This window comes from Chryseobacterium sp. NRRL B-14798 (genome assembly GCF_050470705.1).
In the GTDB taxonomy this organism is placed as follows: domain Bacteria; phylum Bacteroidota; class Bacteroidia; order Flavobacteriales; family Weeksellaceae; genus Chryseobacterium; species Chryseobacterium cupriresistens.
In genome coordinates, this window is sequence record NZ_JBFLUL010000005.1 from 2,047,500 (window position 1) to 2,063,884 (window position 16,385).

Here is a 16,385-nt window from a genome sequence, read left to right on the forward strand (position 1 = left end):
TTTTATTTTAATTAGATTCTGCTCCTCTGTTGAAACCGATAGTATTTCTATAAATCTGTGGTGAAACATCTGTTTTATTCTTAAAAAGCCGACTAAAATAATATTCGTCCTCATAGCCCAATTCGTAGGCAATTTCTTTAATTGTTTTGTCTGTAAGATACAATTCTCTTTTAGCCTCGATAATAATTCGTTCCGTAATTAAATCAGAAAGGGTTTTATTGAAATGATTCTTTGTAATTCTTGCCAGTGAAGCCGGAGTTTGATTCAATAAATCCGCATAATCACTGGCTGAATGTTTAGTTCTGAAATTATCTTCAATCGCATTTTTAAGATTTTGAATGATAAACTGCTGCTTAATATTTACCGTTTCAGAATTTTGAATCGTTTGCTGTTCCAGTTTAATTCTTGTCGCCGTAACCAGCAAAATTTTTAAATAAGAAATCAAAACTTCATCCTTTCTGAAAGCATCGTTTTTAAGTTCATTAGCAATTCCGTTAATCAAATTTAAAATGGAACTCTTACTAAATTCGTTTAAACTAATAAACGGCTGTTGATAAACATTATTGAATAAAATTCCATTCGCTGCAATTTCCTTATGATGCCTGTAAATACAGAAAAAATCGTGGTGAAACTGTATCGAAATTCCCATAATCGGCTTCGCAGACTGTAGCATAAAAGGCTGATACGGATAAAATGCAAACAGCGTATTTTCCTTGAAAGAATAATCGCAAAGGTCAACCGTCGCAACGCCTTCTCCCGAAGTAATCAGGATTAAAGTAAAATAATTATTCCGCTGAATATGGTCAAAATAGCTGTTGTTATCAAACTCAAAAAGTTTGAAAGCCAGATTTCCGTTTTGCTCGTTCACGAGAGTATAGACAGATTGTGATAGCATTGTTTCTGCAATTTAATTATTATTTTTAAATCAAAACTGCCCTTTAAAAATTTCAAAGAGCAGTTTTAAGACAAGATTAGAAAATCAAAATATCGTAACCCTCATTTCTCAGGTTAAGGAAACTTGGCAAACCAGGTGTTCCAGGAACCTCGTTTTCGTTCAATAACTCGTACCCGGAAATTTCCGTCCCAAATACTGCTACACAACCTTTCGAAAGACCATGAACATAATCTTTCACTTCATTGTAAAGCCCGTGAACAGGATGGTCTGCTTTTTCCAATTGTTCCGGCCATCTGATTCCTGTTCCCTGAAAAATAATTTTCACATCTTCACCCGCGTGCTTGAATTCGTAAGCCGAAGCCAAAGCGTTGAACACTCTTCCTAAAGCTTCTTCCGATCCAGACTTTGGGTCAGAAAGAATAATAATTGCTGTCTTTTTCATTGTATAAAAATTTAATTTACACTGCAAAGATGTGGGAATAAAGTACGCTAAAGAATGGATCATTTCTACTTTGTAATGGAGATTTTTTTTAGTTGGTCCTTTAATATTCATAGAAAAGCGAACTTTAGTTAAAAAGTTCGCTCAAAGTAAAATTCAAATTTATTATGATCCGGGTTTTACAAAAGTTTGCCAGCCTCGCATCGTTTCAATAAAACGTTCACTCAGTCCGCCTTCACGAAGAAAACCGGCTGTTACAGGCAACTGTGGACTGTCATACAACGGATTCGCTTTTACCTGAAGCGGAAAATCCCTCTGAAGGATTCCAGCTCTGGCAATCAACACAAAATCACAACCTTCATCCAGTAATTCTCCGGCCCGCTGTGCGCTCATAATTTTTCCGGCTGCACCCAGGCGAACGCCTTTTCTTGGAAGCTCTGTAAAAACACTCAACATCGTTTTGCCTTTAAAACTTCCTTCCCTTACAAGCTGAGCCGAATCCCAAAGTGCCAAATCCAGATAATCAATCAATTCTTTATCAAAAATTTCGGTGGTAATTTCACGTAATTCTTCCAAACGAAGTCCGTATCGTTCAATCGACAAGCGCCATCCAATCTGAAAATCATTTCCACAAGCTTTGCGAATTCCTTCAATCACTTCAATGGTGAATCGTGCCCGGTTTTCTATACTTCCTCCATATTTATCGGTTCGGTCATTCAGGTTTGGTGAGAGAAATTCAGACAAAATCCAACCAAAAGCACCGTGAACAGAAACGCCATCAAAACCAGATAATTGCGCCCTTTTTGCCGCTTCAATAAAACTGTCACGAATTCTTTCCACGTCTTCGGTTGAGATTGCTTTAATATCTTTCAATGTTTTGCTTGATGCAGGAGCCGGAATTCCTCCAAACTCTGGTTTGGCTCGGTGTCCAGCGTGATGAAGCTGTACAGCCGATAAAGCTCCCCCTCCACGAATAGCTGTTGCCATTTTCGTTAATCCAGGTAAATGTTTATCACTGTGAATTCCCAACTGCCGTTCAAATGCAATGGCTCCGGCTTCTACTGTAGATGCGCTGGTTTGGATTAATCCGTAGCCGCCCTTTGCCAATTGTTCCATCCATATTTGGTCGTATTTGGAGGCTGTACCATCAAAATCACTTTGCTGACTGGTCAGGGGAGCCAACATAAAACGGTTTCTCATCGGCGAACCGTGCAGAAAAATGAGGGGTTTAAATAAATCAGAAACAGACATTTTGTATAAATTTTATGGTTTTATTTATCAATTTTATCTGTTACAAAGTTGGATCTTTACAAGGTCTTTAAAAATGGATTATTTTTACGTTGTAATGGATGTTTCTATAAGATTGGTTTATTAACACACTAGTTATACTTTAAATTAAATTCTTTTAATAATAATATCTACAGATCGAATCTAAAGGATGCAAATTTTACTAAATTATCTAATGAAAATAGTTGTGTTTATAAAGAGTATGTAAACTATTTTATATTTTTGTCAGCAGATATTTTGGAAGCCTGTTTCATTTGGACTGGATTTTCCTGTTTGGCAATGTAACTTTCTTCTATCTAAATAAAAGACATTAACATCTTTATATCTTATTAAATGAATATTATGAAAAACAAATTCACAAGACTTACAGAACAGCAGTTGGCCAACAAATGCAATTTCATTGAAAACTATTTGGCATCTCAAAATGCCGCAAGTGGAGCAATATTTGACTCGAACGCGAATGTTTCCACCAAAAATATTGCAACCATGGAAGCAGAATTGAACAAAGATATCAACATCCAGATCAATCGCAATCTTATTGGTAATAAGATAGAAGAACTCTTTGGAGCAAGCCTTGCCAAAGAATATATAAGACAGTTGGAAGAACATGAAATCTATGCTCATGATGAAACAAGTCTAAAACCATACTGTGTAAGTGTATCCATGTATCCGTTGCTTTTGGACGGATTGACAAAGCTTGGTGGCGAGTCTAAAGCCCCCAAACATTTGGGCAGTTTCTGTGGCTCCTTTGTGAATTTTCTTTTTTCAGTATCTTCACAATTCGCAGGTGCTGTGGCGACCGTGGAATTTCTGCTGTATTTCGATCACTTTGCAAGAAAAGATTTTGGTGAAAATTATATTCAAACACATGCCGAAATGATTGAAAATGAGCTTCAACACGTTGTATACGCTATCAATCAGCCGGCTGCAGCCCGCGGTTACCAGTCCGTTTTCTGGAATATTTCCTTGTACGACAGACCTTACTTCGATTCAATGTTCGGAACATTCTTTTTTCCTGATGGAAGCAAGCCTGATTATTTCTTTTTGGACAGACTTCAGCAATTTTTCATGCAATGGTTCAATAAAGAACGTTGCAAAGCAGTACTCACATTCCCTGTAATTACGGCAGCAATGCTCACTAGGGACAAAAAAGTCTATGATGAGGCCTTTGCAGATTTCTGTTCAAAAGAGTTGAGCGAAGGAAATTCATTCTTCATTTATCAGTCCGAAAACGCTGATTCTCTGGCAAGTTGTTGCAGACTGAGAAACGAAATATCAGACAATACATTCAGCTATTCTTTGGGGGCAGGAGGAGTATCTACAGGAAGCATCAATGTAATCACCATCAATATGAATCGTCTTTATCAGAAAGAAATTCCGTTAGAGACAATGATTGATAATATTCATAAATATCAAGTGGCTTTCAGAAGTCTTATTCAGGATTATAAGAATGCGGGAATGCTTCCGGTATACGATGCGGGTTTCATTTCTCTTGACAAACAGTTCCTTACCATTGGGATCAACGGAATGGTGGAAGCTGCAGAATTTCTGGGCATTGAAATTTCAGATAATGAGCGCTACAAAAACTTCATCAATGAAAATCTTAAACTGATTTTTACGAAAAATAAAGAAGCCAAAGAAAAATATGGATATATGTTCAATACAGAATTTGTTCCTGCCGAAAACCTGGGTGTAAAAAATGCCAAATGGGATAAAGAAGACTGGCTGTACGTTCCGAGAGACTGCTACAATTCTTACTTCTATATTGTTGAAGATGAAAGCCAAAACCTAATCGATAAATTCTTCCTTCACGGAAACGAGTATATACAGTATCTTGACGGAGGCTCTGCTTATCATTGCAATCTTGAAGAATATCCTACCCAGGAAGGTTTTAAAAAACTATTGAATGTGGCTGCGTATACAGGATGTAATTATTTCTGCTTCAATATAAAAGTGACGGTTTGCAATAGTTGCGGTTATATCAACAAAAAAACGATGGATCACTGTACAGAATGTCAGTCTGATGATATTGATTACGCTACACGTGTGATCGGTTATCTGAAAAAAGTCACCAACTTCTCTAAAGATCGCCAGAAAGAAGAAAAAAGAAGATATTACGGGAATGCTGAAGTATGATAGCTATGATATTGTTCTGCAGGAAATTCCTGATGAGGTTTCACTATGTCTTACCATTACAGGCTGTCAATTAGCGTGTGAAGGTTGCCATTCAGAACATCTGTGGAATCCTGAAAACGGAACAGAGCTTACTCATGATATTTTTCGGAATTTAATCACGAAATATAAAAAAACGATTACCTGTGTTCTTTTTATGGGAGGGGAATGGGTAGATTCTGAACTCATTGCTCTGATTTCCATGACAAAAAGAGAAAAGCTAAAAGTCGGTCTTTATACCGGATTGAACGAAAAACAAATGAAAAGGAAACATCCGATTTTACTGGAAAATCTGGATTACTTAAAAACAGGGAAGTGGATCGCAGACTTGGGAGGACTTAACAGCATAAGCACCAATCAGGTATTGAAAGATCTCACCACGGGAAGGATTTTGAATGGCTATTTCCTTAACAATAAATAAATCGAAAAAGTACTGTTTTACAGTACTTTTTTATGGATCTAGATTGGATTTTAGATCTATGATGTAAATCATGTTTGTATTAAATATTTGATTTTCAGTTGAATATGGTGTGTATTCTTCAAAAATTATTTTGAATGAATTAAAATAAGATATTTTTGTCTTATTTTAATATCTGATTACTGTATCTTTGTTACAGAGATTAATTCTGCATGCAACTAAGTGAATGACCATTAAAAACTTATACAGATGTTCAGCATTTTCACAAAGATCAATAAAAAAGCATTTATTAATGCCATCATTGCCACATTAGTGGTCATTGCCGTTACGGTAATAGGATCGGTAAATCTACAGAATTTTGATGCCGCTTTGATCATTTATTTCTTCGGAACGATCAGCATGACTTTCGGAGTTGTCTATCATCATTCGGTATGGAAACAGCGTCCGGCAACACAGAAATACTGGAAGCGTACCTGGGAATTTATTTTCAGTAAAGATTACCCGGTTTATGTAAAAGAAGTGATCCGTTTATCTGTTCGTAACATCATTTTTCAGAAATTCATCGTTCCAAGAGGTAAAACGCGTTGGTTAGGACATTTCCTTTTAGCTACAGGATGTCTCATCTCATTTATGGTCACATTCGGACTTACATTTGGATGGCTGCACTTCACCTTAAAACCAGGAACCATAGATCAGTATGAAACCCATATGATGGGCTTTACTGTGATGACATTTCCTCTCGATACTGCCATAGCCGTTTTCTTTTTCCATATTCTGGTTTGGACCTCGATCATGGTTATCGTGGGTTGTCTCATTATGATGCACAGAAGATTCGTGGATGAAGGTCTTATCGCTACCCAATGGTTTGAAAGAGACTGGCTTCCTTTGATCTTATTGGTAGCTGTTTCTGTGACAGGATTGGGAATTTGGTTTGATTATACCTATCTCGAAGGAAAAATGAGTCAGTTTATGGCTATTACCCATGCCATTACGGTAGCTATGTTCCTTATGTGGATCCCTTTTGGAAAGTTCTTTCACATCTTTCAGCGACCAGCACAAGTGGGAGCAAATATCTATAAAATTGAAGGAAAACGAAGGGGAATGCAGGTTTGTCCGCATACAGGCGACGAATACACCACAAAAATGCATATTGATGACCTGAAGGAAATCACAAAAAAAATGGGCTTTGATTTAGTACGCGAAGATGGCAAAAGCTATTTGGATTACAGCCCCGAAGGAAAAAGAGCAATGCTAGCCAAAGCGCACCTTAAAGCAAGACAAGAATCAGGAAAATATTTTGGTTAAAATAGAATAAAATGGCAAAATTACCCGTATCAGCTGACGAGATCATCAATATATTTGGCCCACATCAACACTATCCTAACAAAGGAACTGTACGATCAAATCCACAAAATCCCGATGCATTGATAAAAACGCATTGTTGTTTTTGCGGTTTGCAGTGTGGAATTCAACTAAAAGTAAAAGACAAAAAAGTTGTTGGCTTTGAACCCTGGAATGATTTTCCGTTCAATGAAGGAAGACTTTGTCCGAAAGGAGTTCAGCGATATATGCAGGACAATCACCCCGATCGTTTGCTTTCACCTTACAAAAGAGTGGATGGAAAAGGTTTTGTTCCGATCGAATGGGATGAAGCGTATGACGTAGTGGTGAAAGAGATTAGAAGAATCCAGGAACAATACGGAAAAAATTCTTTTGCTATGCTTTCCGGGGTATCCCTTACCAACGAGAAAAGCTATATGATAGGGAAATTTGCCCGTGTCGCTCTGAAAACTGCCAACCTTGACTATAATGGCCGCCTTTGTATGGTGAGTGCCGGAGCAGGAAATAAAAAAGCTTTTGGGATGGATAGATCTTCCAACAGTTGGGCTGATCTGGCTCATGCAGAAGTAATCATCATTACTGGAGCCAATGTAAGCGAATGTTTTCCTGTTTTAACACATAAAATCTGGGAAGCCCGCGATAACGGAGCAAAATTAATAGTGATAGATCCGCGTCAGATCCCGATTGCAAGAACTGCAGATATCCATTTGCCAATTAAACCGGGAACAGATTCAGCACTTACCAATACTATGCTGAAAGTTTTAATTGATAACAATTGGCTCGACCATGATTTTATCAATAATCACACTTCAGGATTTGAAGAAGCTGCCGAAGCCGTGAAAGACTGTACTCTGGAATGGGGAGAAGAAGTAACCGGTGTTCCTGCAGAACTGATCTACAAAGCTGCAGAAATGTGGGGAAAAGCTAAAACCAGTTTTTTGATGCATGCCCGTGGGATAGAACATCACTCTAAAGGTGTTCAGAATGTTTCCAGCTGTATCAATCTGGTGTTGGCAACCGGAAGGATCGGGAAACCGTATTGCGGTTACGGAACGATTACAGGACAGGGAAATGGGCAGGGCGGAAGAGAGCATGGTCATAAATGTGATCAGCTTCCCGGAAACAGAGACATTGAAAATCCAGAACACAGAAGATTTGTTGCTGATATTTGGGGCATCAAAGAAGAAGATATGCCGGGAAAAGGCCTGAGTGCTTATGAGATCATTGAAGCCATCAATCGTGGAGAGATCAAAGGTTTATTATCGATATGTTTCAATCCATTGGTTTCCTTACCGAATAACAATAACGTTCGTGCAGCACTGGAAAAACTGGAATTCTATGCAGGAATCGATTTCTTTTTATCAGAAACCTTACGTCACGCCAATATAATTCTTGCAGGCTCCTTGCAGGAAGAAGAAGAAGGAACCACTACATCGGCAGAAGGAAGAGTGATTAGAATTAGAGCTGTGGTAGCTCCTCCGGGAAAAGCTAAGCGTGACAGCGAAATCATTATGGAACTGGCACGAAGATTAGGTGAAGCCGATAAATTCAGCTATAAAAACAGCGAAGAAACCTTCAATGAACTTAGAAGAGCTTCCAAAGGCAGTGCGGCAGACTATTACGGAATCACGTATGGAAGAATAGAAAGAAATCTGGGGATTTTCTGGCCTTGCCCTAGTGAAGAACATCCCGGAACTCCAAGACTTTGGGAAGATAGACAATTCAATACAAATGATAAAAAAGCACATTTTAATCCGACTCCATACAAAAAACCAATGGAGGAGCCGGATGAAGAATATCCGATTGTATTGACAACAGGAAGAGTAGTAAGTCAGTATTTAAGTGGTTCACAGACAAGAAGAATTGGAAAGCTGGTAGATATTTATCCAGAACCATTACTTGAGATCCATCCTAAATTGGCTGCACAATATGGCATTCAGGAAAATGACCTGATCAAAGTGTCTACCCGAAGAGGAAGTGCCTTGTTCCCTGCAAATGTGGTGGAAACAATCAGGGAAGATACTGTTTTCATCCCCTATCACTGGGGCGGTGTGAATTCTGTCAATCAGTTGACCATTGATGCTTTAGATCCTGTTTCAAAGATACCGGAATTTAAAGTTTGTGCCTGCAAATTGGAGAAAACAGGGCGTAAAAAAGGAGAAAATTCAAAAGAATTGGCTAACCAAAGTAGAGATATTCAATATTAAATTTTAAAAAGATTATGGCGGAACAGTTTGAAAAATTTAATGATATGGAATTCTTCGTTGATATGCAGCGCTGCATCGGCTGTCACTCGTGTGAGATGGCTTGTGCAGAATGTGAGACTAACGGAGAAACCTCGATGATTCATATTCATTATGTAGACAGGGCAGAAACTGTTCAGACCACCGTGCAGGTGTGTATGCATTGTGAAGATCCCATTTGTGCGAATGTATGTCCCGCAGATGCTATTACAAAAGATGAATATGGTATTGTGCATACCGCAGATACATCAAAATGTATCGGATGTGCGAATTGTGTTATTGGTTGTCCGTTCGGAGTTCCGCAGATTCCGGATCAAAGTGCGATGCTAATGATGAAGTGCAATATGTGCTACGACAGGACCAGTACGGGTCTTAAACCTATGTGTGCAACAGTTTGTCCCAGTGGGGCCTTAACCTTTGATACCAGAGAGAATGTAGCGAAGAAAAGACCGAACAGCACACCTGTGAACCGCTTTATTTTCGGGAAAGAAGTCGTAAATACAAAAGTAAATATAATGATGCCGAAAGGCAGCGAAGAATTAAAAGTTTTTTAATCATACTAACATGTCAGAAAATCATAAAAAAATCCCCGCCTGGAAAGCCGATTTTCCTATTAAAAAACGTGAGGCAGCATATGTTTCCAGAAAAGAATTCATCAAACTGATCACTTTTTTCTCAGGCACTTTGGCATTTGCCAATGTAGCCGTTCCATTGTTTAATTTTTTCAGAAAAGAGAAAGAAATAAAACCCTATTTTATAGGATTAACGACCGATCTACAGGTGGGAGGAATGAGAACGTTCTATATCAATGAAGATCATCGTAATCCCTATATGCTTATCCGTCTCGCAGAAGATACATGGAAAGTTTTTGAACAAAAATGTACCCATTTGTCATGTTCTGTGCTATACAATCATAATGAACAGCTGATCGAATGCCCTTGTCACCACGGGTTTTTCAATCCGGATGACGGATCTGTTATTCAGGGACCGCCACCGAGACCGCTTCCGCAGTTAAAGGTCGTGATCAAAGAGGATAAAATATATGTGACGGATTTTGAAAAAGAAACCGAAGAAAGCCACGGATAAGTTCAACACAAAAAATTACCGAGATGTCAGTACGAAAGAAACCTATTAAAAAAGTAACATTCAGAATCAATGAAATGCTTGTTGCCATTATCAGCGTCTATATTCTGCTGGTAAGTCTGCAAATGTGGCTTTTGTTTGGAACGATCAACAAGGCTTTGGATAAAGAAAACCTGGACTTTGCAGCCTATTCGGCAATTGGATCAGTGGTTATATTTCTGTGTACACTTTTCTTTTTGAGATATGTACCGGATATTCCTACAGGACAGATTAAAAAATCAGAAGAGGAGAATGACAATGCCTATTGATTTGCTTGATTCTTTTGGCAGAAAACACGATTACTTGAGGCTTTCCATTACGGACAACTGTAATTTCAGATGTCTATACTGTATGCCCGATGAACCGTTCAAAAGTACATCATCCGTAGAACTGATGAGCAGCCGCGAAATTTTCGAAATTGCAAGGGTTTTTGTTCATCATTATGGGATTAACAAGATCAGAATCACAGGGGGAGAACCTTTGGTAAGACATGATTTTGAAAATATCATCCGACAGATTTCCAAGTTAAATGTCAATACAGGAGTTACAACCAATGGGGTTTTGCTTCATAAGTATTTTGATGCGCTGGAAGAATGTAACGTTAAAAATCTCAATATCAGTATTGATTCTCTGGATCGCGAAAAGTTTAAATACATTACCAAAAGAGACCTGTTTCAACCCGTTTGGGACAATATCAAACAAAGCATCAGAAGAGGGTTTAATGTAAAACTGAATATGGTGGTAATGCGGGGTTTCAATGATGATGAGATCCCGGAATTCATTGCCTTATCCCATCATTATCCGATAGAGTTGAGGTTTATAGAATTTATGCCATTCACCGGAAATTCTTGGGAAAAAGCAAAAGTGATTCCGGTCGCGGAAATGCTTGATTTGGTTTCACAGCACTTTACGTTTGAAAAAATAACGGATCAGAAAAATGATACATCCAGAAAATATCGGATTAGTGAAGAAAGCAAAGGAGTTTTCGGACTGATCTCTACCATGAGCAATGCTTTCTGTGCTGGCTGTAACCGAATCAGGATCACTTCAGATGGGAAAATGAAAAACTGTCTTTTCGGAGCGGATGAATTTGATTTGCTGAAGGCTTTCAGAAACGAAGAAGACCTTCTGGAACTGATTCAATTAGGCATCACCAGAAAGCATAAAGAGAAAGGTGGACAGTTTTCTGAAATGGGAAGTGTAAAAAATCAATCAATTGTTAATCGGAGTATGATAAAAATCGGCGGGTAGTTTTATATTTGGAAAAAAATAAAAACAAAAATTAATAATAACTAAAAAACTGTAATCATTTTAAACACTAATAAATCAAACCGTGAGAAAATTTTTAAAATTCATTTGGGTGGTAGCGATGACCTACCCAATGTTGCAATGCAGTAAACCTGAAGCAGCAAAACCTGAAGTGCAAAGTATGGCTCATATTTCAGAAAACATTTCGGAAAAAGAAAATCATAAGCACGATGATGATGACTGGATCTATGTAAACAAAGAGATAACCGTAATGGGAGATGTCGTTAAGCCCTTGACACTCACTGTAGATTCTTTGAAAAAAATGAATGTAAAGGAAATTAAAGATTTTGATATTGTCTGTCAGTCAGGGATATCCAAAAGTCATATAGAATCTACTAAAGGTGTTCTGCTTACAGAAATTGTGGAAAAGGCAAAAATTGCACAGAAGGATCACACAGACAGGAATTTCTACATTGTTGCAAGAGCTTCAGATGATTACAAAGCTACCTTTTCATGGGCAGAATTGTTCAATAACCCTACTGGAGATAAAGTGTATGTAGTATTTGAACAGAACGGAAACCCCCTGAAAGAAAAAGGCGAAATGATCCTCGTGAGTCTGTCTGATACCAAAACGGGTCCTCGTCACGTAAAATGGCTGAAAAGCATAGAAGTAACAAGAGTGCAATAGCAAGGCATGATCAGAATGAATCAATACATAAGTGTTTCTGAAGCCAGAGAAATCATAGAGAACCATATTTTCCCGACAGAGAATATGATATTGCCTCTGTTGGAAGCTTTGGGTTTTTATACGGCAGAACCTATCATGGCGACCTTAGATGTGCCGTCTTTCGATAATTCTGCGATGGATGGGTATGGATTTCGTTTTGATGATCTGAAAGATTCTACCAAATTAAAAGTTACCAATACAATTCCTGCAGGAATTTCAACAAATGACCCTATTTTAGGTAAAGGAGAAGCTGTACGGATCTTTACCGGGGCAAAGGTTCCGGAAAGTATAGATACTGTGGTGATGCAGGAAAAAGTAGTCCGCAACGGAGATTATATCCAATGTAATACAGATGAAATTAAAAAAGGGGACCATATCCGTCTCAAAGCTTCACAAACCGAGAAAGGAACTGTGATTGTGGAAAAGAACACATTTATCAATCATTCAGTGATCGGATTTCTGGCAGGATTTGGAATAGAAAAAGTTAAGGTTTATAAACGGTTAAAGATCGGTCTTGTTTTTACCGGCAATGAACTGGTGGAAGTTGGGAAAACTTTATCCGATGGAGAAATTTACAATTCCAATACATACACTTTACAGGCTGCTTTAGCGGAGATCAATCATCAATTTTCCTTCATAAAACATGCCGAAGACAGACAAGAAACAACTTTTTCTGCGATTAAAGAAGCCTTTGAAAATGCAGATATTGTACTGATTACAGGCGGAATTTCCGTGGGAGATTATGATTATGTAAAACCTGCTCTGGAAAAACTGGGTGTTACGGAATTGTTTTATAAAGTAAGACAAAAGCCAGGAAAACCTTTATTCTTCGGGAAATTTAACGAAAAATTTGTTTTTGCGTTACCGGGAAATCCAGCATCTGTATTTTCCTGTTACCATCAGTATGTAAAACCGTTTGTATTGGGATGTTTCGGAAGAAAGAACCTTAATGAAAGTCAGGATGTGGCGGTTTCAGAATCTTTCGTAATGAAAAGAAGCAGTGAGCAGACACAGTTTTTAAAAGCTTGGTATTCCCAGGGAAAAGTGCACATCCTCAATGGTCAGGAATCATACAAAATGAATTCTGTGGCACAGGCAAACTGTCTGGTTGAATTTCCTGAAAATATAACCGAAATAAATCCTGGTGAAAAAATAAAGATCTGGAGGATTTGAAAATGATCAGAAATGAAAGCAGTTGTTTTAGCGGGTGGTAAAAGTTCCCGAATGGGACAGGATAAAGCCCTCATGAAGATGAGTGGAAAAACGATGATACAACATGTTGTGGATAATTTGGCGAAAGTATTCGATGAGGTTTTTATTTCCGGAAACCGTTCAGGTGATCCTGTTCCAATGAATGTGATTAAAGATCGATATGAGCAAAAAGGTCCTATGGAAGGAATTCGGTCTGCTTTAGAGCACTGTCAGGAAGATATTTTCGTATGTAGCTGCGATATGCCTTTTGTTTCTACGGAATTGATGAAAGATATTCTTCAAAGAAGAGCAGAAAATAAGATCAGTATCGCGGAATGTGAAGGTAAAGTATATCCGGTTTTAGGCATTTATCCTTATGTGGTTCTTGATGTTTTAGCAAATTCAATTAAGAATGACCGCCTGAGAATGACCCGATTTCTGGAACAGCAAGATGCTCATTATATTCAGTATGATGAATCCTTTAGACCACAGTTTTTGAATATCAATACACCGGAAAGCTTTTGGGAGGCAGAACGTATGATAAATAAATTAGAATTACTTAAAATCAGGACAGATGAAACTTAAAATATTTGGCAAACTCACAGACATCTTTAAAGTAGAAGAATACGATCTTCCATTGCACAATACAGCCAGTGTTGCTGAACTCAGATCGCAATTGTTCGAAAAATTTCCTGAATTGGGGAAAACCACTTTTTTAGTCGTTGTGAATGGAGTGAAAGCAGAAAACCAGCACTTGATTTCAGGTGAAGCAGAAATTGCATTATTACCTCCCTACTCAGGAGGTTAAAAAAATACATTACCATGAATATAAACAGATATAGCAGACAGATTATACTTCCGAATTTTGGCGTTGAAGCACAGGAAAAGCTTGCCCGTTCATCAGTTTTAGTGGTTGGAGCAGGCGGATTGGGATGCCCTGTTCTCCAGATTTTGGTCTCTTCAGGAGTCGGAGTGATAGGAATAGCAGATTCTGATAAAGTAGATCTGCACAATCTTCACCGTCAGTTTTTATATGACGAGCAAGATGTGGGAACTCCAAAAGTCGTTGCAGCCCTCGAACATTTGAATACCATGAATTCTGAAACCGAAATAGTCGCTTTTCAGGAGCTGGTCACCACACAAAATGTTCTTTCATTGATCCATAATTTTGATGTGATCGTAGATTGTACCGATAATTTTATGACAAGATACTTATTGAATGATGCCTGTTTTCTTTTGAAAAAACCTTTGGTGTATGCTTCTATCTTCAGATATGAAGGTCAAGTGGCGGTTTTCAATGTTGAAAAAGTAAATTCGGTGACACAATACCGGGATCTTTTTCCGATACCGCCAAATCCTAATGAAGTTCCGAACTGTAATGAAGCAGGAGTTTTGCCGTCCCATTCATCCGTTATTGGTACTTTTCAGGCTAATGAAGTCATCAAATTGCTGATCGGCTCAGATGAGGTTTTGGTACATGAGTTACTGATCTTTAATACCAAAAATTACCAGTCGCTGAAAATGACTTTTACTGAAAATAAAGAAAGATCAGGACCGAAAACCATAGAGGAATTCAAAAATTTCAATTATGATGTATTCTGTAATATCCATAAAGGTGATGACATCAGCTCGCATTCAGCTTTAGAAGAATTTCTGAATCAGAAAAACAGTGTTCTTATTGATGTAAGAGAAACTGAAGAACAACCGAGATTGAAAGCTTTAAACGCTCTGGAAATTCCATTGGCATCACTTGAACAACATTTACAATCATTAAAATCCTATCAAAACATCTGTTTCATTTGCGCCTCAGGAATCCGAAGCAAAAAAGCGGTGGAGATCACAAAAACTTATTTTCCGGAAAAAGAGATCAGGCATTTCCCGACCGGAGCAAAATCAGTTTATCATGAAAAAAATTAAGAATATATTTATAGAAGGTCCTATTGATCCTGCATTCGTTGCCGAAAGTATTGCTAAACACACGGTAAAAACAAGTATTGGTGGTCATAGCATATTCCTGGGTCAGGTTCGGGAAGACAAAATCAACGATAAGAAAGTTGAATCTATAGAATTCACAGCTTATCAGGAGATGGCATTGGAAAAAGCCCATGAAATCCGTGAAGAGATCATAACCAAATACGGACTTACCTGCGCTCACATCTATCATTCATTGGGAAACATCAAAGTGGGGGAGATCTGTCTTTTTGTGTTTACTTCAGCTCCACATCGTAAGGAAGCCATCAATGCATGTGACGAAATGGTGGACAGGATCAAAAAGGAAGTTCCGTTGTGGGGGAAAGAAATTTTGGAGGATAAATCTCACTCCTGGAAAGAAAATAAACAATAAAGTATGGTTAATATCACACATAAAACAAATACACTCAGGAAAGCTATTGCAGAAGCCGTTGTCAGCGTCAGTTCACAGGAGACGATCGATGCTATTGTGAATCAAAAAGTTCCGAAAGGAAATGTTTTTGAAATGTCCAAAACAGCAGGCTTATTCGCAGCCAAAAAAACGAGTGATGTTATTCCGGACTGTCATCCGCTTCCTATAGAATATACCTCTATTCAGTTTGAGATCATGGATTTGGATATTCATATCACTTCAGAAATTCATACGATCTATAAAACCGGGGTAGAAGTGGAGGCGATGCATTCCGCTTCAATCGTTGCCCTTACCATGTATGATATGCTGAAACCGATCGATAAAAACATTGAGATCAAAAACATCAGGCTGCTTGAGAAAAAAGGCGGAAAATCCGATATCAAAGATTCCGGTGAAGGGATCACAGCATCTGTAATTGTGTGTTCGGACAGTATTTTTGAAGGTAAAAAAGAAGATAAAGCAGGAAAAGCCATTATTTCATCCCTTGAGAAAAATAAGGTAAACATTAATGATTATGTGGTTATTCCTGATGAAATTGCTGAGATCCAGAGCAAGATCAGGCTGTATGCAGAAGACGGAATCTCGTTGGTAATGATTACAGGCGGAACCGGGCTTTCGAAACGAGATGTCACTCCCGAAGCTGTTCGTCCGTTGTTGGACAGAGAAATTCCCGGAGTTGCCGAAGCGATCAGAAATTATGGTCAGCAAAGAACTCCTTATTCGATGTTATCGAGAAGTCTTGCCGGGATGATCGGTGATACTCTGGTGATCGCACTTCCAGGCTCAACAAAAGGAGCCGAAGAGTCGATGGATTCTATATTCCCGGGGATTCTGCACATCTATAAAATACTGAACGGCGGAAAGCATTAAAGATTGCTGATAAAAATCAGTATATTAAAAGATAAAAAACTCTTTTAAT

General features: G+C 38.2%; 18 protein-coding genes. 15 read left to right on the forward strand and 3 right to left on the reverse strand.

What is annotated here, in order from left to right; genetic code table 11:
* Window positions 1–7 precede the first annotated feature (7 nt).
* From AB1278_RS09675 to AB1278_RS09685, 3 genes are all read right to left on the reverse strand, one after another.
* Window positions 8–895 carry a helix-turn-helix domain-containing protein gene (locus AB1278_RS09675; RefSeq protein ID WP_227942463.1) on the reverse strand — a complete coding sequence of 296 codons (888 nt, stop codon included), beginning with the start codon at window positions 893–895 and terminating at the stop codon, window positions 8–10.
* Between the two features lie 76 nt (window positions 896–971).
* Window positions 972–1,337 carry a DsrE family protein gene (locus AB1278_RS09680; RefSeq protein ID WP_042721867.1) on the reverse strand — a complete coding sequence of 122 codons (366 nt, stop codon included), beginning with the start codon at window positions 1,335–1,337 and terminating at the stop codon, window positions 972–974.
* A 162-nt stretch (window positions 1,338–1,499) separates the two neighbouring features.
* Window positions 1,500–2,585 carry an NADH:flavin oxidoreductase gene (locus AB1278_RS09685; RefSeq protein WP_429814018.1) on the reverse strand — a complete coding sequence of 362 codons (1,086 nt, stop codon included), beginning with the start codon at window positions 2,583–2,585 and terminating at the stop codon, window positions 1,500–1,502.
* 378 nt (window positions 2,586–2,963) lie between these two features.
* Here AB1278_RS09685 and nrdD point away from each other — a divergent pair, with 378 nt between their 5' ends.
* The 15 genes from nrdD (at window position 2,964) to moaCB (ending at window position 16,336) form a co-directional block, all read left to right on the forward strand.
* Window positions 2,964–4,757, forward strand: a complete 1,794-nt coding sequence (gene nrdD / locus AB1278_RS09690) for an anaerobic ribonucleoside-triphosphate reductase (protein WP_227942461.1) — start codon at window positions 2,964–2,966, stop codon at window positions 4,755–4,757.
* A complete protein-coding gene (gene nrdG, locus AB1278_RS09695) occupies window positions 4,744–5,214 on the forward strand; it encodes an anaerobic ribonucleoside-triphosphate reductase activating protein (RefSeq protein WP_120231276.1) in 471 nt (156 codons plus the stop codon). The genes nrdD and nrdG overlap by 14 nt, the downstream gene beginning before the upstream one ends.
* Before the next feature lie 246 nt (window positions 5,215–5,460).
* Window positions 5,461–6,516: an MFS transporter gene (locus tag AB1278_RS09700; RefSeq protein WP_309871959.1), complete on the forward strand. Its 1,056-nt coding sequence runs from the start codon at window positions 5,461–5,463 to the stop codon at window positions 6,514–6,516.
* Between the two features lie 11 nt (window positions 6,517–6,527).
* Window positions 6,528–8,759 (forward strand): molybdopterin oxidoreductase family protein, encoded by a 2,232-nt coding sequence (locus AB1278_RS09705; RefSeq protein ID WP_411412964.1) that lies wholly within the window; start codon window positions 6,528–6,530, stop codon window positions 8,757–8,759.
* 14 nt (window positions 8,760–8,773) lie between these two features.
* Window positions 8,774–9,349 carry a 4Fe-4S dicluster domain-containing protein gene (locus AB1278_RS09710; RefSeq protein ID WP_042721862.1) on the forward strand — a complete coding sequence of 192 codons (576 nt, stop codon included), beginning with the start codon at window positions 8,774–8,776 and terminating at the stop codon, window positions 9,347–9,349.
* Window positions 9,350–9,359: 10 nt separating this feature from the next.
* Window positions 9,360–9,881 (forward strand): ubiquinol-cytochrome c reductase iron-sulfur subunit, encoded by a 522-nt coding sequence (locus tag AB1278_RS09715; protein ID WP_042721863.1) that lies wholly within the window; start codon window positions 9,360–9,362, stop codon window positions 9,879–9,881.
* 23 nt (window positions 9,882–9,904) lie between these two features.
* Window positions 9,905–10,186, forward strand: coding sequence for a DUF6755 family protein (locus AB1278_RS09720; RefSeq protein WP_120231273.1), 282 nt, complete (start codon window positions 9,905–9,907; stop codon window positions 10,184–10,186).
* Complete coding sequence (moaA, locus tag AB1278_RS09725; RefSeq protein ID WP_429814025.1) at window positions 10,170–11,168, forward strand: GTP 3',8-cyclase MoaA; 999 nt, start codon at window positions 10,170–10,172, stop codon at window positions 11,166–11,168. The genes AB1278_RS09720 and moaA overlap by 17 nt, the downstream gene beginning before the upstream one ends.
* Before the next feature lie 82 nt (window positions 11,169–11,250).
* Window positions 11,251–11,853 (forward strand): molybdopterin-dependent oxidoreductase, encoded by a 603-nt coding sequence (locus AB1278_RS09730; RefSeq protein WP_227942458.1) that lies wholly within the window; start codon window positions 11,251–11,253, stop codon window positions 11,851–11,853.
* A 15-nt stretch (window positions 11,854–11,868) separates the two neighbouring features.
* Entirely contained in the window at window positions 11,869–13,065 is a 1,197-nt protein-coding gene (locus AB1278_RS09735) for a molybdopterin molybdotransferase MoeA (RefSeq protein WP_227942457.1), read from the forward strand.
* 12 nt (window positions 13,066–13,077) lie between these two features.
* Window positions 13,078–13,668 (forward strand): molybdenum cofactor guanylyltransferase, encoded by a 591-nt coding sequence (gene mobA / locus AB1278_RS09740; protein WP_120231272.1) that lies wholly within the window; start codon window positions 13,078–13,080, stop codon window positions 13,666–13,668.
* Complete coding sequence (locus AB1278_RS09745; protein WP_042721872.1) at window positions 13,658–13,891, forward strand: MoaD/ThiS family protein; 234 nt, start codon at window positions 13,658–13,660, stop codon at window positions 13,889–13,891. Before mobA ends, AB1278_RS09745 begins: the two co-directional genes overlap by 11 nt.
* A 14-nt stretch (window positions 13,892–13,905) precedes the next feature.
* Window positions 13,906–15,000, forward strand: coding sequence for a ThiF family adenylyltransferase (locus tag AB1278_RS09750; protein ID WP_120231271.1), 1,095 nt, complete (start codon window positions 13,906–13,908; stop codon window positions 14,998–15,000).
* Window positions 14,987–15,427 carry a molybdenum cofactor biosynthesis protein MoaE gene (locus tag AB1278_RS09755; protein ID WP_120231270.1) on the forward strand — a complete coding sequence of 147 codons (441 nt, stop codon included), beginning with the start codon at window positions 14,987–14,989 and terminating at the stop codon, window positions 15,425–15,427. Before AB1278_RS09750 ends, AB1278_RS09755 begins: the two co-directional genes overlap by 14 nt.
* 3 nt (window positions 15,428–15,430) lie before the next feature.
* On the forward strand, window positions 15,431–16,336 hold the full coding sequence (gene moaCB, locus AB1278_RS09760; RefSeq protein WP_123277909.1) for a bifunctional molybdenum cofactor biosynthesis protein MoaC/MoaB: 906 nt from the start codon (window positions 15,431–15,433) through the stop codon (window positions 16,334–16,336).
* Window positions 16,337–16,385: the final 49 nt, after the last annotated feature.